Annotated in this window: 20 protein-coding genes and 1 pseudogene; 3 read left to right on the top strand and 18 right to left on the bottom strand. The window is 43.5% G+C overall.

The window, feature by feature from the left end:
- Nucleotides 1-27 precede the first annotated feature (27 nt).
- Both HMPREF9960_RS09055 and cdaA read right to left on the bottom strand, forming a co-directional pair.
- Nucleotides 28-777, bottom strand: coding sequence for a CdaR family protein (locus tag HMPREF9960_RS09055; RefSeq protein WP_005592511.1), 750 nt, complete (start codon nucleotides 775-777; stop codon nucleotides 28-30).
- Nucleotides 764-1,621: a diadenylate cyclase CdaA gene (gene cdaA, locus HMPREF9960_RS09050; RefSeq protein WP_005590641.1), complete on the bottom strand. Its 858-nt coding sequence runs from the start codon at nucleotides 1,619-1,621 to the stop codon at nucleotides 764-766. The genes HMPREF9960_RS09055 and cdaA overlap by 14 nt, the downstream gene beginning before the upstream one ends.
- Nucleotides 1,622-1,728: 107 nt before the next feature.
- On the opposite strand from cdaA, the gene murT reads away from it, so the two are divergent.
- Genes murT through HMPREF9960_RS09035 form a run of 3 tightly spaced genes read left to right on the top strand, consistent with a single transcriptional unit; the run spans nucleotide 1,729 to nucleotide 4,128 of the window.
- Nucleotides 1,729-3,072, top strand: coding sequence for a lipid II isoglutaminyl synthase subunit MurT (gene murT / locus HMPREF9960_RS09045; RefSeq protein ID WP_005590643.1), 1,344 nt, complete (start codon nucleotides 1,729-1,731; stop codon nucleotides 3,070-3,072).
- Entirely contained in the window at nucleotides 3,072-3,857 is a 786-nt protein-coding gene (gene gatD, locus HMPREF9960_RS09040; protein WP_005590644.1) for a lipid II isoglutaminyl synthase subunit GatD, read from the top strand. Before murT ends, gatD begins: the two co-directional genes overlap by 1 nt.
- 13 nt (nucleotides 3,858-3,870) lie before the next feature.
- On the top strand, nucleotides 3,871-4,128 hold the full coding sequence (locus HMPREF9960_RS09035; protein WP_005590646.1) for a LapA family protein: 258 nt from the start codon (nucleotides 3,871-3,873) through the stop codon (nucleotides 4,126-4,128).
- A 27-nt stretch (nucleotides 4,129-4,155) separates the two neighbouring features.
- On the opposite strand, the gene lepB is transcribed toward HMPREF9960_RS09035, so the two are convergent.
- The 16 genes and pseudogenes from lepB to HMPREF9960_RS08960 all read right to left on the bottom strand — a co-directional run bounded on the left by lepB (nucleotide 4,156) and on the right by HMPREF9960_RS08960 (nucleotide 25,434).
- Nucleotides 4,156-4,713, bottom strand: coding sequence for a signal peptidase I (gene lepB / locus HMPREF9960_RS09030; protein ID WP_005590647.1), 558 nt, complete (start codon nucleotides 4,711-4,713; stop codon nucleotides 4,156-4,158).
- A gap of 152 nt (nucleotides 4,714-4,865) precedes the next feature.
- Nucleotides 4,866-6,815 carry a threonine--tRNA ligase gene (gene thrS / locus HMPREF9960_RS09025; RefSeq protein ID WP_005590648.1) on the bottom strand — a complete coding sequence of 650 codons (1,950 nt, stop codon included), beginning with the start codon at nucleotides 6,813-6,815 and terminating at the stop codon, nucleotides 4,866-4,868.
- 91 nt (nucleotides 6,816-6,906) lie between these two features.
- Nucleotides 6,907-7,263, bottom strand: coding sequence for a hypothetical protein (locus HMPREF9960_RS09020; RefSeq protein ID WP_005590649.1), 357 nt, complete (start codon nucleotides 7,261-7,263; stop codon nucleotides 6,907-6,909).
- Nucleotides 7,264-7,335: 72 nt separating this feature from the next.
- A pseudogene (locus HMPREF9960_RS10885) lies at nucleotides 7,336-7,459 on the bottom strand (AAA family ATPase); the annotation flags it as partial.
- A 136-nt stretch (nucleotides 7,460-7,595) separates the two neighbouring features.
- On the bottom strand, nucleotides 7,596-7,961 hold the full coding sequence (locus HMPREF9960_RS09015; RefSeq protein WP_005592499.1) for a hypothetical protein: 366 nt from the start codon (nucleotides 7,959-7,961) through the stop codon (nucleotides 7,596-7,598).
- A 36-nt stretch (nucleotides 7,962-7,997) separates the two neighbouring features.
- Entirely contained in the window at nucleotides 7,998-9,311 is a 1,314-nt protein-coding gene (locus tag HMPREF9960_RS09010; protein WP_005590651.1) for a glycosyltransferase family 4 protein, read from the bottom strand.
- 1 nt (nucleotide 9,312) lies between these two features.
- Nucleotides 9,313-10,311 (bottom strand): LTA glycolipid anchor biosynthesis glycosyltransferase, IagA/BgsA family, encoded by a 999-nt coding sequence (locus tag HMPREF9960_RS09005; protein WP_005590653.1) that lies wholly within the window; start codon nucleotides 10,309-10,311, stop codon nucleotides 9,313-9,315.
- A 140-nt stretch (nucleotides 10,312-10,451) separates the two neighbouring features.
- Nucleotides 10,452-14,123: a helicase-exonuclease AddAB subunit AddA gene (addA, locus tag HMPREF9960_RS09000; RefSeq protein ID WP_005590654.1), complete on the bottom strand. Its 3,672-nt coding sequence runs from the start codon at nucleotides 14,121-14,123 to the stop codon at nucleotides 10,452-10,454.
- The gene (gene rexB, locus HMPREF9960_RS08995) at nucleotides 14,120-17,407 is read right to left on the bottom strand and encodes an ATP-dependent nuclease subunit B (RefSeq protein WP_005590655.1); all 3,288 of its coding nucleotides are present in this window, start codon (nucleotides 17,405-17,407) and stop codon (nucleotides 14,120-14,122) included. The genes addA and rexB overlap by 4 nt, the downstream gene beginning before the upstream one ends.
- 139 nt (nucleotides 17,408-17,546) lie before the next feature.
- Nucleotides 17,547-18,743: an elongation factor Tu gene (gene tuf, locus HMPREF9960_RS08990; protein ID WP_005590656.1), complete on the bottom strand. Its 1,197-nt coding sequence runs from the start codon at nucleotides 18,741-18,743 to the stop codon at nucleotides 17,547-17,549.
- 122 nt (nucleotides 18,744-18,865) lie between these two features.
- Complete coding sequence (locus tag HMPREF9960_RS08985; protein WP_005590657.1) at nucleotides 18,866-19,864, bottom strand: anti sigma factor C-terminal domain-containing protein; 999 nt, start codon at nucleotides 19,862-19,864, stop codon at nucleotides 18,866-18,868.
- The gene (locus tag HMPREF9960_RS08980) at nucleotides 19,851-20,321 is read right to left on the bottom strand and encodes an RNA polymerase sigma factor (RefSeq protein ID WP_174263569.1); all 471 of its coding nucleotides are present in this window, start codon (nucleotides 20,319-20,321) and stop codon (nucleotides 19,851-19,853) included. The genes HMPREF9960_RS08985 and HMPREF9960_RS08980 overlap by 14 nt, the downstream gene beginning before the upstream one ends.
- A 287-nt stretch (nucleotides 20,322-20,608) precedes the next feature.
- Nucleotides 20,609-21,544, bottom strand: coding sequence for a DUF805 domain-containing protein (locus tag HMPREF9960_RS08975; RefSeq protein WP_005592493.1), 936 nt, complete (start codon nucleotides 21,542-21,544; stop codon nucleotides 20,609-20,611).
- A gap of 106 nt (nucleotides 21,545-21,650) precedes the next feature.
- A complete protein-coding gene (locus HMPREF9960_RS08970) occupies nucleotides 21,651-23,891 on the bottom strand; it encodes a DNA internalization-related competence protein ComEC/Rec2 (RefSeq protein ID WP_005590660.1) in 2,241 nt (746 codons plus the stop codon).
- Nucleotides 23,872-24,567, bottom strand: coding sequence for a helix-hairpin-helix domain-containing protein (locus tag HMPREF9960_RS08965; RefSeq protein WP_005590661.1), 696 nt, complete (start codon nucleotides 24,565-24,567; stop codon nucleotides 23,872-23,874). Before HMPREF9960_RS08965 ends, HMPREF9960_RS08970 begins: the two co-directional genes overlap by 20 nt.
- Nucleotides 24,568-24,693: 126 nt before the next feature.
- Complete coding sequence (locus HMPREF9960_RS08960) at nucleotides 24,694-25,434, bottom strand: lysophospholipid acyltransferase family protein (protein ID WP_005590662.1); 741 nt, start codon at nucleotides 25,432-25,434, stop codon at nucleotides 24,694-24,696.
- Nucleotides 25,435-25,527: the final 93 nt, after the last annotated feature.

The following is a 25,527-nucleotide window of genomic DNA, read 5'->3' as shown; positions in this document are numbered from 1 at the left end:
TTAAAATTTTCCTTTCAAATCTTGCATTTATTTACTAGATGAATTCGAAGTTGAGCTCGATTTTGAGCTTGACGAATTCGAATGTGTTATTTTTGTCGTAACTTTCATCGTTGTTTCAAACGGTGTCACAACGCTTGGCAAAGCATTCCCATTGGCATCCATAGCCTGCAAGGAAGCTGCCCCACTATAATTTCCTGAAATAGTGACATTGCTTGGCAAAACTGCTGCGACATAGTTGACTTTTTCCAAAGTTTCTTCATCGCTGGTCACCGTCACTTCTTCGTGCTCTAAGCTCACATTTGTGATAGAAATATTTTCCGCAACCTGACTGACTGTGATGAGATACTTCACTGGCACTTTCTTGCTTGCTTTTTTGCCTATCTTGACTGAAATCTTTTGTGGATTGACCGTAGCAGACAAGCCGCTTGGTAGATTTTCCACCTTCAGCTGCACTTCGACCGTTCCTTCTGATGCATTGGATAAATCCGCTACCCAATGAAACTTCCGTGTACTCTCTTGCATTTCGCTGCTTAGGGTCACTCTATTAGACCCCGTCAAAACAACGCTAGCTTCGGAAGTGAAGCCACTAATGAAGTAACGTTCACTATCGTACTTGATGTCAATCGGAACATTGGAAATCGTATTGCTGTACGTTTCCGAGGTCACTTGTCGAATGCTGATACTGTTTTGAAAACTACTAGAGGTCGCATAAATAAACAAAACTATCGCAAAGAATAAAGAGGAGACAATATAAAGAATTTTTTTACTTTCTTTCATTCTTCCATCCTCCTAGTAAACGATTCTTTAGACTCAGTTTTTCATGCTTGTCTGATAGCAGGACTTCCCGCAGTTGTAGCTCAAACTCATTCAAGCTCAAGTTGTGCTTGAAAACTCCATTATGTGTCGTAGAAATACCACCTGTTTCCTCAGACACGACAAAAGTAAAGGCATCTGAAACTTCCGAAAGGCCAATCGCAGCCCGGTGCCGAGTTCCAAATTCCTTGGAAATACCTGTACTTTCTGTTAGTGGCAAATAGGCACAGGAAGCTGCAATCTTATTATCCTTGATAATAACAGCTCCATCATGCAAGGGCGTATTTGGAATGAAAATATTGATTAACAGCTCCCCAGAAATATCCGCATCCAGAGGAATTCCAGTCGCAATATATTCCTGCAGTGTTCGAGTTCCTTGAATAGCCACCAGGGCACCAATCTTACGTGGACTCATGTAAGCCACTGCCTTGACAAAGGCTTGAATCAATTTCTCCTCACTGCTGACCGGAGCAGCAGAAAAAATTTCGGTCGCTCGACCCAGTTTTTCAAGACCAGTCCGAATCTCTGGTGAGAAAATCACTACCGTCGCAATCACCCCGTAGGTGATAACCTGGTTGATCAACCAAGAAATCGTCGTCAATCCAATAATGTTGGCCAGAATCTGCACCAAAATAAAAACTAAAGCCCCACGAACCAAAATCATGATCTTGGTACCGGCAATCGCTTTAGCAAAATGATATAAGATCCATGTAACTAAGGCAATATCAATAATGTTGATTAAAATACTCCAGGGACTACTGAATACATTAGACCAGTATTGGAGATTGGTTAGTTGTTGAAAATTCATTGCATAGTGGCCCTCCCAGTCAAAAACAAACGGTTCTCAACCATTATATCACTTTTAAGGATATTTTTCTGTAACCTTCTTTACTTTTTTATGATAAAATATTTCTTATGAAGATAAATACAGCATTGGGCCTCTTGGCAGGCAAGTCCTCCCACTTTGTTCTCAGCAAAATGGGACGCGGCTCGACTCTGCCAGGGAAAGTTGCCCTCACATTTGACAAAAACATTCTGCAAAACTTAGCCAAGAACTACGAAGTTGTGGTTATTACAGGAACAAACGGAAAAACTCTGACTACAGCTTTGACGGTGGGCATTCTCAAGGAAGCTTTCGGAGAAGTGGTGACCAATCCTAGCGGTGCCAATATGATTACAGGGATTACAACAACCTTCCTGACTGCTAAAAAAGGCAAATCTGGCAAAAATATCGCTGTACTGGAAATCGATGAAGCCAGCCTATCTCGGATTTGTGATTATATCAAGCCTAGCCTCTTCGTCTTTACCAATATTTTCCGAGACCAGATGGACCGCTATGGTGAGATCTACACGACCTATCAGATGATCTTGGATGCGGCGGCTAAGGTTCCTGAAGCAACTGTGCTGATGAATGGCGATAGTCCGCTCTTTAACTCGGTCAGCCTGAAAAATCCTGTCCGCTACTATGGTTTCGACACGGAGAAAAGCCAGGCTAAGCTGGCGCACTACAATACCGAGGGCATCCTCTGCCCTAAGTGCGAGCATATCCTCAAGTACGAGCTCAATACTTATGCAAATCTAGGAGCTTACATCTGTGAGGACTGTGGCTTCAAGCGTCCTAAGCTAGACTACAGCCTGACCGCTCTCAAGACACTTGAGCACAACCGCTCTGTCTTTACCATTGATGGACAAGACTATCAGATCAATATTGGTGGTCTCTACAATATCTACAATGCCTTGGCCGCTGTGTCAGTTGCACAGTTCTTCGGAGTTGAGCCGGCTACTATCAAGGCTGGCTTTGACAAGAGCCGAGCTGTCTTTGGCCGTCAGGAAACTTTCAAAATTGGCGATAAGGAATGTACCTTGGTCTTGATCAAAAATCCAGTCGGTGCAACCCAAGCCTTGGAAATGATTGAGCTGGCACCTTTTGACTTTAGCCTATCTGTCCTGCTCAATGCCAACTATGCGGACGGTATTGATACTAGCTGGATCTGGGATGCTGATTTTGAGAAAATTTTAGAGATGGATATCCCTCAGGTCCTTGCAGGCGGAGTTCGCCATTCTGAGATTGCTCGTCGACTGCGGGTAACAGGCTATCCAGCAGATCAGATTACTGAAGTCAAAGATTTGGAAGCAGTCTTTAAGTTGATTGAAGAACAAGAAACCAAGCATGCCTACATCCTAGCTACTTATACCGCTATGCTGGAATTCCGCGAGTTGCTGGCAGAACGACAAGTAATCAGAAAGGAGATGAACTAATGGTTTATAGATCCCTCGTTTCTCCTGAGAACCAGGATTATCACTATGACTTAAAAATCGCTCATCTCTACGGCGACCTTATGAATACCTATGGCGACAACGGCAATGTCCTCATGCTCAAGTATGTAGCTGAAAAGCTAGGCGCTAGGGTTGAGGTTGATATTGTCTCCCTAGAGGATGACTTTGATAAGGATAGCTATGACATCGTCTTCTTTGGCGGAGGTCAAGACTATGAGCAAACGATCGTGGCTCGTGACTTGCCAGCTAAAAAGGAAACTTTGGAAAATTTCATCAATGACAACGGCGTTGTGCTCGCTATCTGCGGCGGTTTCCAACTTCTAGGCCAATACTATATCGAAGCGTCTGGCCGTCGAATCGAAGGACTGGGCATCATGGGACACTACACTCTCAACCAAGTCAAGAATCGCTATATTGGTGACATTAAGATTCATAACGAAGAATTTAACGAGACCTACTACGGCTTTGAAAACCACCAAGGACGAACCTTCCTCTCTGACGATGAAAAACCTCTGGGAAAGGTCGTTTATGGAAATGGCAATAACCAAGAAGACGGCAATGAAGGCGTTCATTACAAAAATGTCTTCGGCTCCTATTTCCATGGTCCCATCTTGTCCCGCAATGCGAATCTGGCCTACCGTCTCGTGACTACTGCTCTGAAAAACAAGTATGGCTCTAACATTGAATTAGCAGCCTATGAGGACATCTTAGCCCAAGAAACTCAAGAAGAATATGGCGATATCAAGAGCAAGGCTGAATTTGAATAATTAGGAGATCGTTATGAAAGAAAAATTGCACTATATCCTGCTATTGATTACCATCCTATTGGTTGCTAGTATTTCTTTAGCAAATATGCAGAGCGTCAATGTTAGCTTTATCCTTTTCAGCTTTAAACTTCCCTTAATCATTTTGATTTTGGTCTCTGTCCTCCTAGGCTCTATTACAACCTTTCTCATCAGCATGCCCAAAAACTTCTCATTAAAAAATGAGCTTAAGAAAACCAAAGAAGCTCTGAAAACATCTCAAAAAGAAAACTAGGTTGGAATTTCCAGCCTAGTTTTTTTACTACTTCGTTTCAATAAAACCAAATTTATTCAAGGGAGACACGCGAAATTCTACACTGCCCTTAATATGCTCCTTTTTAATCAGACCAAACTCACGGCTATCTTTTGTATTTTCTCGCCGATCATTTAAGATGAGAAAAGAATTTTTAGGGATTGTATCAGAAGTCGCTCCTTTTAAGTCAACAATAGAAAAATCGTGGGTATAATAGCCCGTACTGGCAGCTGAAGCCAGATATTTCTCTCGCATCTTTTCGATATATTGCTCTGATTGCACCTGATCGTTCAGATACAGCAAGTTATCCATATAGGTCACCTTGTCATTTTCCATAGCAATAACACGACCGACATACTCTTTTCCATCGACCTCATAGAGGGCAAATTCCCCACGAGCAAGCTTGGCTGTCTTATCCGCCAAGACCAAATCATTTTCCGCTAAGAAAGAATTGGCATCTTGCTTGGTGATGCGATAAGGTGTATAGACAAACAAGCGTAATCCCACCAGAATGGCAATAAATACCGTTACAATGATAATATTTCTCAGTAAATCTCTCTTTAACATCTCTCTCCCCTGTCCTTTTGTTCTATTATATCATTTTTCATGGGATTAGACAAAACACAGAGATAAGAGAGGATTACGTTTAACAAAATTGTAAAAAATGAAAAGGCAAAGCCTATTGAGGAGCTCCCTCAATCGAATTTGCCTTTCTTATTTTAATCTTCTTTAGCCACACGTGATTTGTTGGCGATATCAGCTAGGATAGCTTCTACAAATTCATCAACTGAAACAGTTTGTGTTTCTTTTTGACCGTAGCGACGGACATTGACCGTTCCGTCTTCCATTTCCTTGTCCCCAACGATCAATTGGTAAGGAATCTTGCTGGTTTGTGACGCACGAATCTTGAATTGCATTTTTTCATTGCGCTCATCCACATCAGCACGGACACCACGGTCACGAAGTTTCTTAGCCACTTCCCATGCATAGTCCACATGTTTTTCGTTAGAAACTGGGATGAGGGTCACTTGGTGAGGTGCGAGCCATGTTGGGAAGGCACCCTTGTAGTTCTCAATCAAGATAGCTGTAAAGCGTTCCATAGTTGAGATAACCCCACGGTGGATCATAACCGGACGGTGCTCTTCACCATCAGCTCCGATGTATTTGAGGTCGAAGCGTTCTGGCAATAAGAAGTCAAGCTGAATAGTAGAAAGGGTTTCTTCTTTTCCAAGGGCAGTCTTAACTTGGATATCCAATTTTGGTCCGTAGAAGGCTGCTTCCCCTTCGGCTTCAAAGTAGTCCACACCCATTTCATCAAGTGCTGCACGAAGCATAGTTTGGGCATTTTCCCACATCTCATCGTTGTCAAAGTACTTGTGAGTATCTTGAGGGTCACGAAGAGAGAGACGGAAGCGGTATTCCGTCAAGTTGAAGTCTTCATAAACATCGATAATCAACTGAAGGGCACGTTGGAATTCTTCTTGGATTTGTTCAGGAGTAACAAAGAGGTGACCGTCATTAAGAGACATTTCACGCACACGTTGAAGGCCAGTGAGGGCACCAGATTTTTCGTAACGGTGCATCATCCCAATTTCAGCGATACGGATTGGCAACTCACGGTAAGAGTGAACATGGTGTTTGTAGACCTGGATGTGATGTGGGCAGTTCATTGGACGAAGAACGAATTCTTCCCCGTCACCCATGTCCATAGTTGGGAACATGTCTTCTTGGTAATGATCCCAGTGACCAGAAGTCTTATAAAGCTCTACTGAAGCAAGTGGTGGAGTGTAAACGTGTTGGTAGCCAGAAGCCAACTCCTTGTCGACAATGTAGCGTTCCAATTCACGGCGGATAGTCGCTCCGTTTGGCAACCAGAATGGAAGTCCTTGACCAACCTCTTGAGAGATCATGAAGAGGTCAAGCTCTTTACCAAGTTTACGGTGGTCACGTTCTTTGGCTTCTTCGCGCATTTGAAGGTAATTCTTCAAGTCTTTCTTGTCAAACCAAGCTGTTCCGTAGATCCGTTGCATCATAGCATTGTCGCTATTTCCACGCCAGTAAGCACCAGCTACATGGAGAAGGTGGAAGATTTGGATGCGACCTGTTGAAGGCACGTGAGGGCCACGGCAGAGGTCCACATATTCACCTTGACAGTAGATAGTCAAACCACCCTCGTCTTCTGAGTGTTCTTCAATCAATTCCAATTTGTAAGGGTCATTCTTGAAGATTTCACGTGCCTCGTCTTTGGTTACTTCCTCACGAATTGATGGGAAGTTTTCTTTAACGATTTTCTTCATTTCTTCTTCGATACGCGGAAGGTCTTCGTTGGAGATTTGACCAGCTTGATTATCCGTATCGTAGTAGAAACCATCCTCGATAGCTGGCCCAACACCCAAGTGAATATCTGGGAAAAGGCGACGAGCTGCTTGGGCGAACAAATGAGCCGCTGAGTGGCGCAAGATTGGAAGAGCATCTTCGTGATCAGGTGTCACGATTTCGATGCTTCCATCTTCAGTGATAGCACGAGTCGTGTCGATGAGTTTGCCGTTGAATTTACCAGCCAAGGCTTTTTTAGCGAGGGAATTGCTGATAGATTGAGCAATTTCAAAAGTTGTAACGCCAGATTCGAATTCACGAACAGCGCCATCTGGGAAAGTAATCTTAATCATGGTTTTCTCCTTAAAATTTTATCATATTTTTATAACTGAGTTTTGAAGAACTGGGAAACCAGCTATCAACAAAGAATGATAACAATCAATTTCATTTTAGCTTTTTCATTCTAAAAATAAAGAAAAGCATAGAAATAAATAGATAGCCTACCAAAGAAAGAATGAGAGACAAATATTCCTCCTGAGTCATCTCACCCCTCATATATATCCTTATTGGATAACTTTTTATCGCATTGACCAAATAGATAGCAGCTGTCAAACTTAAAAGATATCCTGTTATAATGAGTTTCTTGTTGTTGAAAAACATTAAGATACCAAGAAAGGGAGCAAGAAATGGCAAGAGAGGAATGAGTAGAAAAAATGAAAAGACGACAATATTTTCCGTTCCCCATAGGCTAAGAGTTTTCATTAGCCAAACATAGACTAATAGGAAGGTACAAGTCATCATCCAAGATAAATATTTCTTCAAATCTATCACCTCATTCAGCTCTTAGCTAAATTCATTTTAACTTTGTCGTAACTATTCTCCATATAAAAAAACGACATCCTCGAAAGGACGTCGTAACGTGGTTCCACCTTCATTTATGCAAGTCAAAAAGACCTACACCTCTGATTGGCTCTAACGTAGCCACCGTTTTATGTTTTCATAAAAGCCAGTAGAGTAGTCCCAACTGCATCCTCTACGCGATTTCCAGCTCCACGCGCTCTCTAAAAGATTTTCTGCAGGTGATATGTCTCTAAAAATTATTATAGCACGATTGAAAAAATTTGCAAGAACTTTTATTGGTTTTCAGCTCTGCTATTTTTCCTACTAAATAGATAAATCAAGTGTCCTAAACCATTTCCAGCTAGTGAGCATAGGAAATAGGCGGCATGATAAAGAGGAATCCACTCCCCAAAGGTGAAAATAGTCAGGAAAAATAAGAGAGCAACCAAGAAAGAAAAGCGCAGAGAAAACCCATAAAAAGCTGCATAGAGCAAGGACACCAACAGGGTCGCAAGAGGAGAGTAGATGAGAACATTTCCAACTACCAGCCCCTTACTTAAGATGGAATCCATGGGCACATATCGTAACAGTATATAAAAGACAAAATAGAAAAAGAAAAGGGGGAGCAAAAAGAAAATTTCTTTTTTATTGACTTTCATAAGAGCACCTCCGTTCATTAGGCCTTATGAGAAAGTTTATTCCCAATATTTCCGAATATTCTTAATCTGCTTCTTAGATGCTTTTATCATCCTAGTTGAGCTGTTGACCGGCAGTGACATGATTTTTCCTGGTAAATAGACAATTGTCTTGGCTAAGCGTTTGGCCATCGTTTCTTCAGGATTGAGATCATTATGAAAATCCTTGCTAATGGTCAAATCCAAATAGAATTCATAGATACGACGACCAAAATTCTCAGCGGAAATCTCGTATAATTTATCGGCTAGCTTTTTCTCGTCCATATCTGGTGTTGCCAAAATGGCCTCCAAAATAGCTCCCGCCAAATCCCGACTCTCGTAATAAAGCGTACCAAAGGTTTTATCGCTGATTACATTGTCCAGATAAGGATTGCCATGGGCGATGATGGGGGTACCGCTGGCTAGACTTTCCAGATAAGTCAGCCCCTGCGTCTCACTGGTTGAAGCCGAAATAAAGAAATCTGCTGCCTTATAGTAGAGAGCCGTATCGCTCGGCGCAATCATTCCTGTAAAAATGACTGAATCCTCAATATGAAGCTGGGCTACCAAGGCTTTTAAGTCCTCAGCATAAGGCCCATCTCCGACAATGACCAACTTCACCTTGGCATTTTCTTCCAAAACCATCGGTAGTGCTTCAACAATCGCTTGGATATTTTTCTCGTAGGAAATTCTTGATAAACTGAGCAGCATGACTTCATCTTCTGCTATTCCCAGCTTAAAGCGTAGTTTCTTGATGTCTTCCCGTGAGAGTTCTGGGCGCTCAAATTTGGCCAAGTCGATTCCTGTTGGAATGACCCGTTTTTCCGCCTTGATTTTATAACCAACCAAAAGGTCATAAACAATCTCAGAAGGACAAACGACACCATCCAAATCGCTCATGAAACCACGCACGATGTACTTGACCATACTCGGACGAATCACCATGCCCTTGGCAAGATAATGCACATAATCCTCATATTGGGTATGGTAGGTATGAACCACTGGAATCCGTAGTTCCTTGGCAATCCAGATGCCCAAGAGACCCAGCGAAAACTCTGTCTGGGTATGAATAATGTCCAACTGATACTGGCGAGCAATTTCTAAAGCATTGGAAAAGCCACGATAAGCCACGCGCCGATCCTTAAAAGCGAAGAAAGGCACGCTGGGAATACGGATAATCTGCCAATCTTCATAACGATTGACATCCTTGTCCGTCGTAGTAAAAATAAAGACTTTGTGACCTAGTTTCTCTAGCTCAGTCTTGAGGGTGCGAATGCTCGTCGCCACCCCGGAAACCTGAGGAAAATAGGTATCTGTAAAAAGACCAATCCGCATATCACATCTCCAAAACTGTTTGGTAAGCCTTGACTAATTGAAGCGCGACGTCATCAATGGAGCGACTCTCCGCAACACGATAGCCTGCTTCACGTTTATCTACTTTTCCGTCAAGAACCTTACGCAGCGATTCGACAAACTCATCTACATTATGACAAAGCTCCGCCGACTCCTCATCAATCCAGCCATTATAAACAGGAATATCACGCAGAACTACGTGTTGGCCGCTGGCCAGCGCTTCTAAGACCACAATCCCTTCAGTCTCTTCATAAGACGGGAAAAAGAAGGCATCGCTGCCTGACATGGCTCCTTGGAAAACTGCACCTTTGAAATAACCCGGAAATTCTACGTTTTCAGGATGATTATAAAGGACAAGATTTCGAATCTTGCGCGGAATAATCCAGAGATTGATAGAGCCCAGCCAGATAAAGCGGACATCTGGCATTCTGCGAGCTACTTCGACAAAGTCTTCGATTCCTTTTCGTCTGAAATAAAGGCCGGCACAAATTACGACTTTCTGTCCCTCTGCAATCTGAAAATGTTTTTTAAAGACTTCTTCCTTGCGTTCATCTTTCTTGTATTTCGACAGGTCAATGCCGTTTGAGACAGCCATGATGGGTGTCGTCACACCGTAGGACTCAATCAATTTTTTTGAATACTCAGACGGAGTAATGATAAAGTCCGCCATTTTATACATGTGCGCTAGATATTTGCCAAATAAGGGCGCAAAAAGATTGGAGCCAATAAAAGAATTTTCAAAGTCTTCTTTGGTCGAATGTCCGTGCATGATTACTTTTTTGCCTCCCCGCTTAGCCGCGTGAAGAAGAAGTAAACTACGAGGTCCGTAAGTGTTGATGTGCACGACATCATAATCTCCTAAAACATCTGTGGTATAAGGAATTCCTGCCAGATCCAGTGCATGCATTTGATGCTGCAAGGCACGGCCGATACCTGATTTTTCTAAAACAGACTTTCCTTCTAGATATAGTAATACTTTCATATCTTCTATTATACCCAAAAGAAGCAAAAAAAGGAAACGCCAAGGGAAGATTAGTACTTAATTCATGTACCTATCCTTCCACTAAGCATTTCCCTTAGTAATATCCTTTCTTGCTGGGATTTATTCCGTTCACAAGCAGACTAGTCCACCTTGACCACCTGCAGTTCAGTCCCTCCTAGTAGAATCAAATATTTGTCTACTTGGCTAAGACCATAGGAACGGCTGAGTGCTTCAGCATAGAGGTCCAGCTGAGCTCGGTAACGCTCCACCAACTCTGCCGGATCATGATAGCGGTCAGTCTTATAGTCAAAGAGGACAATGTGATCATCAAAGAGCAGGTAGCCATCCAAGATTCCCCGAACGACAAAGTCTTGACCACTTGCTGGATCCTGCTTGAGCATGGCAAAAGGTGCTTCCCGATGGAGATGATTGGACTGATGCTGGATTAGCTGACCTAGTTCTGTAGCGAAAAAGGCCTCAATCTTCGCTAAATCAATCTCTTTCTTGACTGCCGCATCTACCTGAACCTGAGCCAAGGCTTGACGAATGCTAGTCTTAGTAATAGGACGATCCAGCGGAATCCGTTGCATGAGTTCATGAACAGCAGAACCTATTTGGGCTCCCGTGACTTGCTTCTTCTTACCAAAATCAGGCAAATCAAAAGTCAGCTGAGTCTGATGGCTTCGAGGCGCATCCATAATGTCCAGCCCTTCTGAGTCCATAACTGGCTCATAGAACTTCTTGATTTGGCTGGGCGTGCGGACACTAGGCAATTCAATAGCCGCTTGATAGAGACTGTTGAGCCGGTCTACATTCTCCAAGATATCCAGAGCTCGGCGGATATCTTCTGACTGACGGTTGCCCGTCAAATCATCTACTGGAATAGGATCAACCTGCTCTACTAAGCCAATCTGTTCGTCTGTCAGCTCCTGATCAGTCACAAAGCGGGTTTGATAAGCCAGATTTTCCTTTCCAAACACAGACTGGATAGCATAGAGCCAATCCTGAAAATTAGTCAGCTGGCTTCGAAGACTGCTAGATAAGCGCCCATTTTGGCTAGTCCCCCACTTGCGCTCTTGGAGCTTAGCTTGCTTGCCCTTGCCGACCAGATAGAGCTTGGTTTCAGCCCGCGTCATGGCCACATAGAGCAGACGCATCTGCTCAGACAGGCTCGCCAGCTTGAGTTCTTCGGCATTCTGCTGATAAGGTAGGGTCTCCATAGAAATACGGATCTGCTTAGGCGCATGAGGACCCTGAGCCTCAAGGTCCACATCAGCCACATATTTGATTCCAATACCCTTTTGTCGGCTGAGGATAATAGCAGAGCTGCTATCCTGACGGTTGAAGGCCTTGTCCATATTGAGTAGAAAGACATATTTGAACTCCAGCCCCTTACTCTTATGAATAGTCACTAGCTGGACCGCATTTTTCGGAGCAGCCAGGGGGACACTGGCCAAATCGTGCTCATTTTTCAAAATTCTGTCAATCATGCTGATAAAGCGGGATAGCCCCTTGAAACTCGACTTTTCATAGTCGTTGGCCCTCAAGGACAGGGCATAGAGATTAGCTTGACGCTGCTCACCGTTGGGTAGAGCCCCGACCATATCGTAGTAAAAACGATCCTGATAAATCTTCCAGATTAAATCATAGAGAGAATGGGTCTTGGAATAGCTGCGCCAGTCATTCAGCGTTTCCTGGAAGTGCTGCAGTTTCTTACGCAATTCACCATGGATGAGCTGAGGTCCCAGACCTTGATCAGCCAGAGCATTCCTCAGCTTTTCGTAGAGATTTTCCATAGACTTGGTACTGGAGGCTTGCAAGGCTAGCCGAGCCAATTCATCCTCATCAAAGTCAAACATTGGCGACTTTAGGAGAGCGGTCAGGGCATAGTCATTGAGAGGATTGTTAATGGTCCGCAGGGTATCCAGCATCACCATAACCTCTACTGACTGGAGATAATTGGTCTCGCCGTCATCAGGCACAATCGGGATATGATGCCTGTCAAACTCTGCCAAAATCAGATCATTGCGGGTCCGCGAAGCTGTCAGCAAGGTAATATCCTTGAAATCCACTCCTTCTTGATTATGAAGTCGGATAATTTCTTTGATTACCAAGGCCACCTCACCCGCTGAAATGCTGGGCAGACCTTGGTCAGAATCCTCTTCTTCGCTATCGGCACTGCCATCATAAAGGAGAAATTCCGCTTGATTGGCTGGATTTGGCTCCCGTTTGGCTGGATTTCCCGCCACCAAGTAGTGGGTCTCATTGTAATCAATCTCGCCGATTTCCTCGTCCATGAGTCGTTTAAAGACATCATTGGTCGCTTCCAGCACCTCGATGTGACTGCGGAAATTTTCCTTGAGGATAATCAGCTTGCCCTGACTAGGATCGGCCTGATAGAGTTTAAATTTATCGTTAAAAATCTGCGGATCTACCTGACGGAATCGATAGATGGACTGCTTAATGTCGCCAACCATAAAGCGATTATTTTCTCGAGCCAGCAATTCCAGCATTCGCTCCTGAGTATGGTTGGTGTCTTGATACTCATCGACCATGACCTCATGGTACTTATCTTGATAAAAACGCCGCACTTCTGGATAATTTTCTAAAATCTCAATTGCAAAATGGCTGATATCACCAAATTCAAAGGCATTTTCTGCTACCTTGCGCTCCAAATAAGCTTGTGAGAAATCTCGGACAAAATCGCGTAACAAATCCAATAGAGGAAGAGCTTCCGATTGATGCTGCTCCATAAAGTTCAGATGGTAGAGGCGGACATCCAGCTCTTTAATTCGCTCTATCAAGGGCTTACGGGCTTCATTATAGGCTTGGGCTATCTCTTTTTTGAGCTCGTCTGCATTTTTACCAACTCGGGCAGTAAAAGCCTGATGGTTAGAGGTCTTGGCCAATTCTAAAAAGCGCTGAATCAAGTCTAGCAACTGTTCAGATCCAGTCTGCTCTGTCAGCTCAGCCAAGATATCTAAGGCTGCCTGAATATTTTCCTGATACTTAGCCCCAGCAAATGCCTGACCTTCATGAGCCAAATGGCTCTGGAAAAAATCTTCCAAATCCAGCAAAGACTGCCTAGCCTCAGAGAGAATTCGCTCCCGCTCTGCTCCAAAATCACTGGTTTCATAGCCTAGAAGAAAAGTATCTTCCAACCATTTCCGTGGATTGCTGGTAGACTGGAGAAAGCTATAAATACTATAAATCTGCTGGCGGAAACCAGAAATGTCCTTGCGCTTACCAGTGAAATTTTTGACCAAGCGACTGAATAATTCCTGCTGATCACTCTCATAGTAGGTATCGAAAAGCTGGTCAAAGACTTCATTTTGCAGAATGAGCTGCTCACTGGCCGACTGTAAAATCCGAAAATGCGGTGCCAGCCCCAGCAAATAGCCGTACTTATTGACTACTTTCTGGGTAAAAGCATCCATGGTACCAATATCTGCATTGGCAATCTCAGCCAACTGCTGAGCCAGATGCTGGCGGAGTTCCTGATCTTGCGTCTCCTTAATTACCAGACTCATCTCCTTCTCCAGCCGTTCTTTGAGCTCACCTGCCGCCTTAACAGTAAAGGTGGAGATGAAGAGTTGGCTGACCTCCACACCTCTGAGAATCTGGTCAATGATCCGCTGAACCATAACATAGGTCTTACCAGAGCCAGCCGAAGCCGAAACGAGAATATTCTGACCAGAGGAGTAGATAGCCTGGATCTGCTCTGGTGTGCGCTTTTGAGGCTTGTCAGAGGCAGCTTCCTCAGCTTGCTTGACTAGGATATCCTGCTCGTTTAAAAAGGGAATCCGTCTCATTTATCCAACTCCTCCTTGATTTTTTCTAGCCAGGCTTGCCGTAGCTTCTCACCTGTCGGTCGTTTTTCGTACTGCTCAAGATTTAGCTTTGTCAGCTGTCTAGCCTGCCCCAGATGGAGATTGGCTTCAAATCCTGTAATGGCCTTAAACTGGTCCACGTAAGGGGCAATGCTGCGCCCATTTTCTGTATAAGGATTGATGGCAAATCGACCAGCTAAAATGCCTTCTGCTGCTTGCTGATAGAGATAGGCATTGTAGGCCAGAATCACTTTCAATTCTTCCTTAGTCAGCAGATTAACCTTGCTTTTCTCATAGTTAGCGCCCAAGTCCTTGGCTTGGTCAGCCAGAAAGAGGCCTTTATAGACCTGACTTTTCATGACCTGTTTCACTGCCTCGTCCAGCGCCTTGGTCTCCTTTAAGCTAGCTAGAGGCTCTGTCATCTGTAGGTACATGGCACCGAAAATTCCCTTGTCCTCTTGGTATTCTGGCATTTCTCGGATAGCTGCTAGGTAGGTCGGCAGCTGGGAATTAAGCCCATTAAAGAACTTCTCAAAGCTGAATTTGGTATCGCCAGACTTGTAATCCACGACTCCCAGACTCCCCGTCTCCTTCAGACGATCAATTCGGTCCACCTTACCGCTAACTTGAAGAGCTCTGCCATTGTCCAAAAGCAAGAAAGGCCGATCACCCCGACCAAAGTCAGTCTCCTCACCGATGACCTCCAGCCCATCCGACTGAGCCAAGATACGACCAGTGGCCTGAGCCGTGTCCAATAGCAAACGGCGGGCAAACTGGGTCTCCCCATTTTCACCATAGATAGACTCAAACTCAGCCTCCCAGCTAGTCTCCTCCATAGCCCGATGCAAGCGAGTGTCGAAATCCTGCTCCAAGTGCTCCTGCATAACCTTTTCAAAGATTCGGTGGAGGAAAATCCCGTGACTGCGCGCATCCGGCTGAATGGTCCACTCCTCCTGTATCCGCAGGACATATTTAAGGAAATAGGCATACTGGTTTTTAAAGTATTCATTGAGAGCAGAGGCTGATAATCTCAATGGCTGCTCTGAAGGATACAGAGCCTGAAGGGTTTCCGACTTGAGAGGCTCCGTTTTCAACTCCTTGCTGATCTGGGGAATAGAAATCCCTTCAGCTACCAATTTCTTACGCAAAACTCGGATGGCCACCGCCCAGAATGTCTGCTCCTCCGGTGTCCATTCGCGGTCAATATCCTCCTGATAGAGGTCAATCACGCGCGCCAACAGAGCCCGATAAGTCCCAATATCGTCGCTACTAGCCTGTGGTTGCTTGCTGATGATGGGTAGGGAAATAGGCGCTATTTCCAGCTCCGTCAAATAGGAAGACATAGCATCCTCTACTTCATTGGTCAAGACAGGAGCAGACAAGACCAAATCTTCTGTCGCTGAATTAAGCAAGGATAGCGCTGCAAAGCGATTTTTCTTGAGATTTTCACTGCTAGCTACCTGCAACTCTGACTCGTCCCCAGTTGCTTGGTTTAATTTCTGACGTTCTTCGTCACTGAGCAGACTTTTATTTTGAGCTAACTTGGGCAAGCGCTCCTGCGTCAGCCCGATGGCATAGACATAAGGCGCAGCCATGGGCTCAATCAAATCATAGGACTGAACCGTCACCACATCCACTGTCGCTGGTACAACTCGGTATTTAGCCAGAAGCATACCAGACAGAATCAGAGCCAGAAAATCATCGATCTTGAGCTTGCTACCATCAAACACCTGAGCAAGCTGCTCCAAGACATGGCAAAAAGTCTTCCAGACCTCCTCCTGCCGTTCCACTTCCTGCTGGCTTGCACCTTCCAGCAGCCCCATCAGATTGTCATCCAAGCGAACTTCTTTGATAAAGCTGGTAAATTTATCCAAGAGACCAGCCACAGTCTGACTGCGAGATTTGAAAAAATCCAACAGAGGCGTGATAAGACTGCGACGCATGACATTGAGCCGCTTTAGGTCAAATTTCTCCTGACGGTTGATGGTGAAATCTCTCCCCAGCTTGGCTGCTCCTTTAATTTCCGCAAAGCGAAGGTACTGTTCAAAACTATCCAGCCCCTCCTGACGCAAGCTACCATAAAGGCCAGTTTTTAGGAGATTGAGTAAATCTTCTGTCTGAAAATTATAGCGTTTCAACCGTTCCAGTGACTCTAAAAACTGGACCAAGGGATGCTGGGACATGGGCTCAGACCGCCCTAAATAAAATGGAATTTGATACTGGGCAAAAATGGTCTTCAGCTGGAGCTGGTAGGCCTCCACATCACCCAAAAGCAGCCGGATATCCTTGTAGCGGGCGCCATCATGGAGCCGCTGACGGATGGACTTGGCCACATATTCCAGTTCTTCTTTTTGATTGCGCACCGACCAAATCTCTACGTGAAAGCGATCCTCCGCAGTCAATTCCACATGGGTTTCAGAAAAATCATAGCGACTCTCTAAAATCTTGGAAATCTTGCCAAAGGCATCATCCGACTGAATCGAATCTCCCGCTAGATACACTGGCTTGACCTCATAGGTTTGAGCCAGCTTGAGCAAAAAGTCCACGCTGGCCTGATAAAGATTGCCCTCACGAAAGGATGTCCGGTAGGCTTTTTGACTAGCATAAACGCCAATGACAATCTCCACTCCCTTGCGATGCAGCAAATCTACTAGATATTCCTCCTCTGCTGAGAAGCGTGTAAAGCCATCGATAACCAGCGCGAGATTAGCCAATTCCCCATCCAAATCTCCAGCTAGAATATGCTGGGCAAAAATCGTGAGTTTAGAGGTCGCATCATAATTTCCTGCCTGAAGAGCAGCAGAAAAGGCCGTGAAAATCTTGAGTAAATCCTCGCGCTTCTCTGGCTCTTCTAGATAGTTCAAATCCGTAAAAGTCATCTGGGCTGTCTGAAGCTCATGATAAAGGTCTAGCAGTTGCTGGATAAATTGTGCATCCTTCTTGATCCGCCCATAAACCTTTAGTTCTCGGTCATCCATTTCCGATAAAATCCGATAAAATAGCATACCTAGACCAATGTCGTCCAAGGGCTGTCCATCTTGAACATTATTAAGGACAAAATAGCGAGCCATCTGAGCAAAACGTGTCACCGTAATAGCAAAAGAAGCGTGATTTTCTAATGCCTCCAAAACTGCTCTCTCCTTTTCAAAAGAAAGCGAGTTGGGAGCTATATAAAAGACCCGCTTGCCATCCGCTGCTAAGTCCTGAGCTTGCTTAGCCAAATGCGCCGTCAAAGGACTGCGGATGTCCGTATAAAGTAATTTCATACCGTCTCTTTTCAACAACAAAATATAAAAACATTATATCATGTTTGCGAGAAAAAGGCTTTCTCAAAAAGAAAAAGCCCCGCCGAAGCGAGACTTTTCGTGTCTGATTTTATAATTGTTATCTGGGAACGAAATCGAATTAAGCTTCGATTTCAGTAACCATACCTGAACCAACAGTACGTCCACCTTCACGGATAGAGAAAGTAGTACCTTGTTCAACGGCGATTGGGTGGATCAACTCAACGTCGATAGTTACGTTATCACCAGGCATTACCATTTCAGTACCTGCTGGAAGTTCGATTGAACCTGTAACGTCAGTTGTACGGAAGTAGAACTGTGGACGGTAGTTGTTGAAGAATGGAGTGTGACGTCCACCTTCTTCTTTAGTAAGGATGTAAACTTCACCCTTGAATTTAGTGTGTGGGTTGATTGAACCTGGTTTAGCGATAACTTGACCACGTTCGATTTCATCACGTTGGATACCACGAAGAAGTACACCTACGTTGTCCCCTGCAAGACCTTCGTCAAGCTGTTTACGGAACATTTCAACACCAGTAACAACTGCTTTTTGGATTTCTTCTTTGATACCAACGATTTCGATTTCATCGTTGACACGAACAGTACCACGGTCGATACGTCCTGAAGCAACTGTACCACGACCAGTGATTGAGAATACGTCTTCGACTGGAAGAAGAAGAGGTTTGTCAGTATCACGTTCTGGTTCTGGGATGTACTCATCAACAGTGTTCATCAATTCCATGATGATGTCTTCGTACTTAGTATCACCTTCAAGAGCTTTAAGAGCTGAACCTTGGATAACTGGAAGATCGTCACCTGGGAAGTCGTATTCTGACAAGAGGTCACGGATTTCCATTTCAACCAATTCAAGCAATTCTTCGTCATCAACCAAGTCGATCTTGTTCATGAAGACGATAAGGTGTTTAACACCAACCTGACGTGAAAGAAGGATGTGCTCACGAGTTTGTGGCATTGGTCCGTCAGTTGAAGCTACTACAAGGATAGCTCCGTCCATTTGAGCGGCACCAGTGATCATGTTTTTAACGTAGTCCGCGTGTCCTGGAGCGTCGATGTGAGCGTAGTGACGTTTTTCAGTTTCGTACTCAACGTGCGCAGTGTTGATAGTGATACCGCGTTCGCGTTCTTCTGGAGCAGCATCGATAGACGCATAGTCTTTTGGTTGGTTAACTGATGAAGGCAAGCGACGTGCCAATACAGTTGTGATAGCTGCAGTCAAAGTAGTTTTACCGTGGTCAACGTGTCCGATAGTACCAATGTTAACGTGTGGTTTACTACGATCGTATTTTTCTTTTGCCATTTGAGTAAAAGCCTCCAATAAAATATATTTTATAGATAGACAGTAGGCAATACAGTCTAACTTTCCTTACTATTTTATCAAATTTTACTGAAAATGCAAGCCTTTTACACATTTTTTGTCAATTATTCCTTATCTAGCTTATAGTAAGGCTGATTGGGAACGGAAGCACCGATACTCGAAGCATAAATCCACTCTTTTCCTTCTAATTGAGTGAAATTTTCAGCTTTTCCTGTCAGGATGACACCGGAGAAAGTTAATTGATCCCGATTTTCTGCTTCACGAATATCTAACTGACCAAATTTCTTTAGATAGGCCTCAACATCATTATACATGTTGTACCCACTAAGACTTGGGAAAAGATTTTTATCTGCCTTTTTCAGATAATCCAAGAAAGTCTGCTGCTCTTTCTTAGCCTCTTTTGCCTTCTTCCTAAAATCTAAGTCATAAGTAAAGAGAAGACTAGCGTTAGCTCCATAGGTGAACTGGGGATCGGAAAACAGCTCAATACCTTTTTCACCATCTTCTGACTGGCTGCCAATCCAGTACCAGTTAATCTTGAGGTTGTTCGGTATCAGCTTCTGGATTTCCTTATAGGTATAAGCTTTATCAAAAGTCAAAGCTACTTCCACCAATTGATTTGGCATTTCTTTAACAGAAGCCAACTCCTTAGGCATAGAATTACTATCCTTTGTCCCCTTGGCATTAATATTGTAGAAGACCGGATATTTTTGACGCAGGGTTCGCGTATAGGTTCCTGAGAGAGACAAATAAGTCCCTTCCGCAGTCGGATCTCTAAAAGCACCTATGAGTGAATAATTCCCCTCATAGGAAGGATAAGCCACCTTCACTCCATCTAAATCTTTGAAACGATCAGAATGTAAGGTTCCTGAAAACAAAGAATTTTGAGTGTAGTAAAGACTGTCATAGTCAACATTAGGGTAGGCGATTTCCGACATAACTTCGTACTCTTTCTGCAAATTTCGACCATTACTAGAGGCTAATTCTATCAATCCCTTTCCTAGTAAAAGCAATAAAGCTAAGGAGACAAGACTACTGATGGCAACTGTCTTCCAAAGTCGTTTTCTTTTACTTTTCTTCGCTAAAATTTCAAATGTTTCCATTTTTATATCCTTTCTTTTCCAATTTATGGCGGAGCTTAATTCGGCTACGCATGAGTTGTACTTTCACTTTACTTACAGAATACGACATAATTTGAGCGATTTCCTTTACTGTAAAATTTTGGAAATAATAAAGATCTAAAAGCATTGCTTCCTTAGTTGGGAGCTCTTCTATCGTCGACCTCAACAGCTCATAATGGTCGTTTTCAAATGGTTGAATCACATCTTGTTTGAAAAATTCCTTTTGCAAAATTTCTAGATAATGCTGATCGCGCCTATAGCGATCGATATAGCGGCGGATGGAAACCCGATACATCCAAGCTCGCATCTTCTCTGCTGGGATGACCAGATCAGTCTCTAACATTTTGACAAAAACATCCTGCACCACATCTTCTGCCTCGGCCTTAGAAGCTCCTGACTTTTGCAAGTAGAAAACAATCTCTCGGGCAAAGCCAATCAAGATGTTTTCGTATTCATCCAGTTTGATAATCTCACCTCCCCACAACTTCTCCTAACATCTCTCATTATTTGCACTTCTTTAAAAAGAATAACAAAAAAGCCTTTCTAATCCAAAGCTCGCAGCTGCTACTTTTCATTTGAAACTGCTTTTCTCTATTCAATACTTTTCTATTCTTCCCCCTTTCTACTAGTATAACGAATAGAAAGTCATTTTGGTTACAAAAGTTTAAAAGACGACAAAAAACCCCAGATAGATTGAAACTATCTAGGGTCGATATCTTATAGATTTTATTGAGAGATTGACTCCGAGCTATTGATTTGTTCAGAAGCAGTTCCCAGAGCTTGTTCTGCAGTTTCAGCTTGAGACTGATGAGCTTCTACTGAATGAACTGATTCAGCTGGTTCTGAAACTGATGCTGAGAAGGCTGATTGGGTTGACTCTTGAGTTTGGGCTTGGCTAGCAGCAAACGGTTGAGTTGGCTGGTTCACTTGATTCTGACCAAAAGGTTGCTGAGGCTGACCAAATCCTTGATTTTGAACTGGTGCTTGTTGCTGAGCAAATGGTTGCTCTTGGCTAGCAGGCTGACTAAACTGTTGGCTTTGAGCTGGCTGTTGAACTTGACCAAATTGTTGGTTTTGTGTCGGCTGTTGTTGTCCTTGGAATCCTGGTTGAGCAAACTGTTGGTTTTGAACTGGTTGTTGAGCTTGACCAAATTGCTGACCTTGGAAGCCTTGTTGACCATAAGGAGCCCCATTAACTGGCTGAGCTGGTTTGCTAGCTTGGCAAAGCAAGACAATCAGAGCAATACCACATGGCAGAGAAACCAAAGCAGCTAAAATATTCAAAACTGGAATGAAAGAAGCTATTGTTGGCCCTACTCCCAGAAAAATAAATGCCCAGTGGAAGCCAGCGTCGCGAAGACGACGAACTGTGATAGCAAGATAGGGAACGATCGTTGCAAGCCAATAGATGGTAAGCAAGAACATGATGAACACAGCTAAACCAGCGCCAGCCATAGCTCCAGATAAATCAGGTTCATAATCGTACAATCCCGCATAATAAATTTCACTAAAAAGTGGAATGAGGAAGCCGAAAAAGGCAATCAACGAAAATGGTAGAGAAATCAAAAAATTACATAGGACAACCCACCAGTAATCTGAACGGCTTGAACGACCACTAAAGTCTGCATAACGAGTCCAAAATTTTTTATAAGCAGAAAACATAGAAATCTCCTCTAAATTTTTATTAACAGAATTCATTGTATCATAATTTTAGCTCGAAATCAAGGTAAGTTAATCCTGGCTCACTCTCAGAGAAAGGAAACAGGGGTTACTTTACCGTTTCGATTTCCCATGAATCCCAGCCACTGAAGCGAATAGCTCCTTGTTCATCTGTACGAAAAATCTGTGTCTGAATGTTCTCAAATCTGTCCAGAGTTTCCTGATGAGGATGCTTGTAGCGGTTATTCTTACCGGCAGAAATGAGGGCAATTTTGGGCTGAAGCTGATGTAAAAATTCTGGGCTAGAGGATCCTTTAGAACCGTGGTGTCCTGCTTTTAAGATATCCACCTTGAGTTGCGGAAAACGCCGCATCAAGGTAGCTTCGCCTTTCTCCTCTAAATCTCCCGTAAACAAAAAGCTGGTTCCAAAAAATTGTCCATATAAGACGACAGAGTCGTCATTACTGCCGTCGCCCGTCTCCTCAGGATAAAGAACTTGCAGGGCTCCATCAAAAATTGGAAGTCTATCTCCTACTTCTACCACATGAACTCCCGTCTGCATCCGCTCCAATTTCTCCACAAAATCCGACTGGGTCAAACTTCCCTTAGATACGTAAATTTCCTTTATAGAGAAATGCTTGGCCACCTCCAACATATCACCCATGTGATCGGTATCCGTGTGGGTCAAAACCAGCACATCCAAGCGGCTCACTCCCCGACTTTTCAGGTAGGGAATCAAGGTCTTTTCTGCATTTGTCGAAGAAACCCGCTTCTGCCAAGCTTCTTTTTTGCCAATCTCCACTCGACCACCCACATCAATCAGAACAGATTTCCCCCACCAATCACGTAAGAAAATGCTATCTCCCTGCCCAATATCAATGACTGTAATTTCATTTTGTAGAGGATGTTTAGTAAGGAAAAATAGCAGAGCAAGAACCAAGCTAAGTAAGGTCACAACTTTCTTCTGTCTGCGAAAATCATAGAGCAAGCCAAGTGTGATAAGCAGGCCTAGCATCATCCAGATAGATGGCTGACCAAAAACCACTGGCCGTGAGGAAATAGACGCCGTCCAACGAATCAACTCTTCCAGCAGTTCAAACAAGACATTGACCTGAGTGATTTTCAAAAGAGGTGATAGGACAAAAATAAAGGTCAGGGCTGGAAGCATAAAAAGATCAAAAACTACTGAGAATAGAAAAGTCAGCAGAACAGACCAAGGCTGAAATTCGGAAAAATAGAAAATCAGAATCGGCAAAATTCCCAGTGAAATAGTCAGACTTTCTGCCAGCACCTTTCGCACGGGAGGTAAATGCTCAAAATCCATGACAGAAATGACAAAAGCATAGGCACAGGAAAGAATGCCACCCGTCGTCAAGAGAAAATTGGGCATAAAAATGGCTAGAAGCATGATTGTCAAAGCAAAGTTGTCCAACTTAGTCACACCAAACTGCGAGAGCAGCTTTTGTACTAAACTCCTCACGACTGACACTGAAAAGCCCGTTAAACCTGCATAGATAAAGGAAAAAGGGAGCTGTATCCAATCAACAGTTTCTCTTTTTAAACCAGATTTGAGGAGAAGCTTGCGAAAACCATCCATGAAATAGCCGACCTGCATGCCAGATAGGGCAAAGAGGTGGATAATCCCCAGACTGGAATAAAGCTCATTCATCTCGGCAAAATCTGTATCCAAGTCACCAAACAAAAGTCCAGTCATATAGTGGCTCATGGGGCTAGGAAAGTTTTCTTTGATATAAACCAAAGCTTTTCTCCGCCAAACCGACAACCAGTCCCAAGGATTAAGACTGCTAAATTGCTGAGTAGACTTGATTTGATTGATTTTCAAAATCCTGTAAATCCCCTGCGTTTTCAGATAAGCTCGATAGTCAAAACCTGAAAAATTGCGCTGGTCTTCTGCTAAACTGAGTTCTCCATCAATCTTCACAAGGAGTTGATCGCTCAGCTTTTGAAAAGCTTGTTTTTCCTTTTCTGACTGGATTTTATAAAAGGCCTGATAGGTTCGATCATTGGAATAACCACGAAAAGAAAGCGAATCGCCATTGACTTTAATTGTATCTGGCTTGATCACAATGGTAGAAATGGTTTCCGGTTCATCTCGAAAGGCTTTATTAGCCATTTCTCTCCGAAATAGGAAAAATCCTGCAAAGAGACTCAAGAACACCAAAACAAGCAGACTATTTCTAGTCGAATAAAGCCAAAAGAGCCGAACAAGGAGAACTGCCAAACCTAGATAAGCTGACAGACTACTAGTGTAAATCGCAAAGTAGGTCAGCACCAGCAAAAGACAAAAATAGATTGGTTTGATGGGAAATTTATTTATCCACTGTGACATAGTCTTTTAACTTTTCTAAGGTTTTTGCACCGATTCCTGAAACATTTTTCAGCTCGTCTACTGACTTAAACTTACCATTGGCTTCCCGATAAGCAATGATGTCTTGCGCTTTCTTTTGACCGATGCCTGAAACTGTCTGAAGTTCAGCTTCGGTCGCCGTATTGAGATTGACCAAGTCAGACTTTCCTTTCTCTGTTCCCCCATTTCCAGCGGGCGTCTGACTAGCTTGCGTCACATCTGCTCCTTCCTCACCGACTTTAGCTACATAGACAACTGCCTCATCTGTTAATTTTTGTGCTTGGTTGATGGATTTTGACTCGGCATCTGGCAATAGGCCACCTGCTTTTTGTAGGGCATCATGCACACGCGCTCCTGCCCGCAACTGATAAACTCCTGGATTTTTGACAGCACCTTTGACATCAACGGTGACTTCTTTCTCAGATTCCTCTGAATCCATATCTTTTTCTGAATCGATTTTTTCTTGATTCGCACTTCTTTTTTCTGCATTGGTTTCAGATGAAGCTGATGTAACCACTTCCTGAGCCAGTGCGCTGACCTGATTCTGTGGCTGAGCGTTGCCCTTCAGCAAGAAAAAGCCAGCAAAGATGATTCCCAACAAGGAAAGTCCAACAAAAATCTTGTATTCCTTTAATTTCTCAACTATTTCTTCAAACATAATTTTTCTCCTTTATCTTTATATTCGTAAAAGAAAAGGAAAATTAGAAAAATCTGAAACAAAGTTCCAAATATAAATAAGAAAAACTAAAACAGCCTTTAGATAAAAATCTAAAAGCTGTTAGCATTATTTTCTATGCTTATCTGGATCCCAGACAAAGCTTGCAAGGAAACTAAAAATGAAAGTTAGAATACCAATCAATGCTGCTGGAATAAAGGCAATTGCTCGTAAAATCCGCCAGAAGATATTTGGTTTTTTACCTGTCTGGTAGGGCGCTACTTCTGCATCCAAGCGGTCAAACTCTGCCTGAATCCGGCGAGCTACTTCCTCAACTCCTTCATCATTCATCTTTTTGATATCCGAAATATCAATTGGATTACCGAAGTTCATATCCACGCGCTCCCCAGCTGCCAAGCCTTTGAGGCTCATGGGACCAGCATAGACTACAGGCATGATACGGACCTTAGCCATCTTAGCAATCACTGCTACTCCTCCCTTGACATCCGTAGAATGGCGGCTTCCGCTCGGGAACATAATCAGGGAACGATTGCTCTTTTTCAGCATATTGACTGGGTACTTGATCGCTGACGGTCCAGGATTTTCTCGGTCGATGGGAAAGGCACCACACATACGAATCCACCAGCCGAACACCCGATTTTCAAAGAGCTGTTTCTTAGCCATGAAAATGAACTGCTTGGGCTTGGTCGCAAAAGCCATATAAACTGGATCCCACCATGTTCGGTGAGGAGCCACTAAGATATAGTTTTCATCTTGTGAAGGAATCTTCTCTTTATTATGGTAATGGGCATTTCCGTTCAAAGCCCAGAGAATAAAAATCACAAGACCTCTCAAATAGGTATAAAACATAAACTCTCCTTATTTCAAACTGTGATTGTACTTGAAATTGATTACATCCTTTCTCATTATACCCTATCCTATTATAGTCTGCAATATTTTTCC

Source organism: Streptococcus cristatus ATCC 51100 (assembly GCF_000222765.1).
Lineage (GTDB): Bacteria > Bacillota > Bacilli > Lactobacillales > Streptococcaceae > Streptococcus > Streptococcus cristatus.
This window is presented reverse-complemented; position numbering and strand designations above follow the sequence as displayed.

Coding starts and splice junctions, on each gene's coding strand:
- rexB (WP_005590655.1), bottom strand. CDS start 17,407: ATGAAATTACTTTATACGGACATCCGCAGTCCTTTGACGGCGCATTTG.
- HMPREF9960_RS09005 (WP_005590653.1), bottom strand. CDS start 10,311: ATGAAAGTATTACTATATCTAGAAGGAAAGTCTGTTTTAGAAAAATCA.
- HMPREF9960_RS08965 (WP_005590661.1), bottom strand. CDS start 24,567: ATGTTTGAAGAAATAGTTGAGAAATTAAAGGAATACAAGATTTTTGTT.
- HMPREF9960_RS09035 (WP_005590646.1), top strand. CDS start 3,871: ATGAAAGAAAAATTGCACTATATCCTGCTATTGATTACCATCCTATTG.
- HMPREF9960_RS08960 (WP_005590662.1), bottom strand. CDS start 25,434: ATGTTTTATACCTATTTGAGAGGTCTTGTGATTTTTATTCTCTGGGCT.
- HMPREF9960_RS09010 (WP_005590651.1), bottom strand. CDS start 9,311: ATGCGGATTGGTCTTTTTACAGATACCTATTTTCCTCAGGTTTCCGGG.
- addA (WP_005590654.1), bottom strand. CDS start 14,123: ATGAGACGGATTCCCTTTTTAAACGAGCAGGATATCCTAGTCAAGCAA.
- murT (WP_005590643.1), top strand. CDS start 1,729: ATGAAGATAAATACAGCATTGGGCCTCTTGGCAGGCAAGTCCTCCCAC.
- thrS (WP_005590648.1), bottom strand. CDS start 6,815: ATGATTAAGATTACTTTCCCAGATGGCGCTGTTCGTGAATTCGAATCT.
- HMPREF9960_RS09020 (WP_005590649.1), bottom strand. CDS start 7,263: ATGATGACTTGTACCTTCCTATTAGTCTATGTTTGGCTAATGAAAACT.
- HMPREF9960_RS08970 (WP_005590660.1), bottom strand. CDS start 23,891: ATGTCACAGTGGATAAATAAATTTCCCATCAAACCAATCTATTTTTGT.
- HMPREF9960_RS08975 (WP_005592493.1), bottom strand. CDS start 21,544: ATGTTTTCTGCTTATAAAAAATTTTGGACTCGTTATGCAGACTTTAGT.
- HMPREF9960_RS09055 (WP_005592511.1), bottom strand. CDS start 777: ATGAAAGAAAGTAAAAAAATTCTTTATATTGTCTCCTCTTTATTCTTT.
- tuf (WP_005590656.1), bottom strand. CDS start 18,743: ATGGCAAAAGAAAAATACGATCGTAGTAAACCACACGTTAACATTGGT.
- lepB (WP_005590647.1), bottom strand. CDS start 4,713: ATGTTAAAGAGAGATTTACTGAGAAATATTATCATTGTAACGGTATTT.
- HMPREF9960_RS09015 (WP_005592499.1), bottom strand. CDS start 7,961: ATGAAAGTCAATAAAAAAGAAATTTTCTTTTTGCTCCCCCTTTTCTTT.
- HMPREF9960_RS08985 (WP_005590657.1), bottom strand. CDS start 19,864: ATGGAAACATTTGAAATTTTAGCGAAGAAAAGTAAAAGAAAACGACTT.
- cdaA (WP_005590641.1), bottom strand. CDS start 1,621: ATGAATTTTCAACAACTAACCAATCTCCAATACTGGTCTAATGTATTC.
- gatD (WP_005590644.1), top strand. CDS start 3,072: ATGGTTTATAGATCCCTCGTTTCTCCTGAGAACCAGGATTATCACTAT.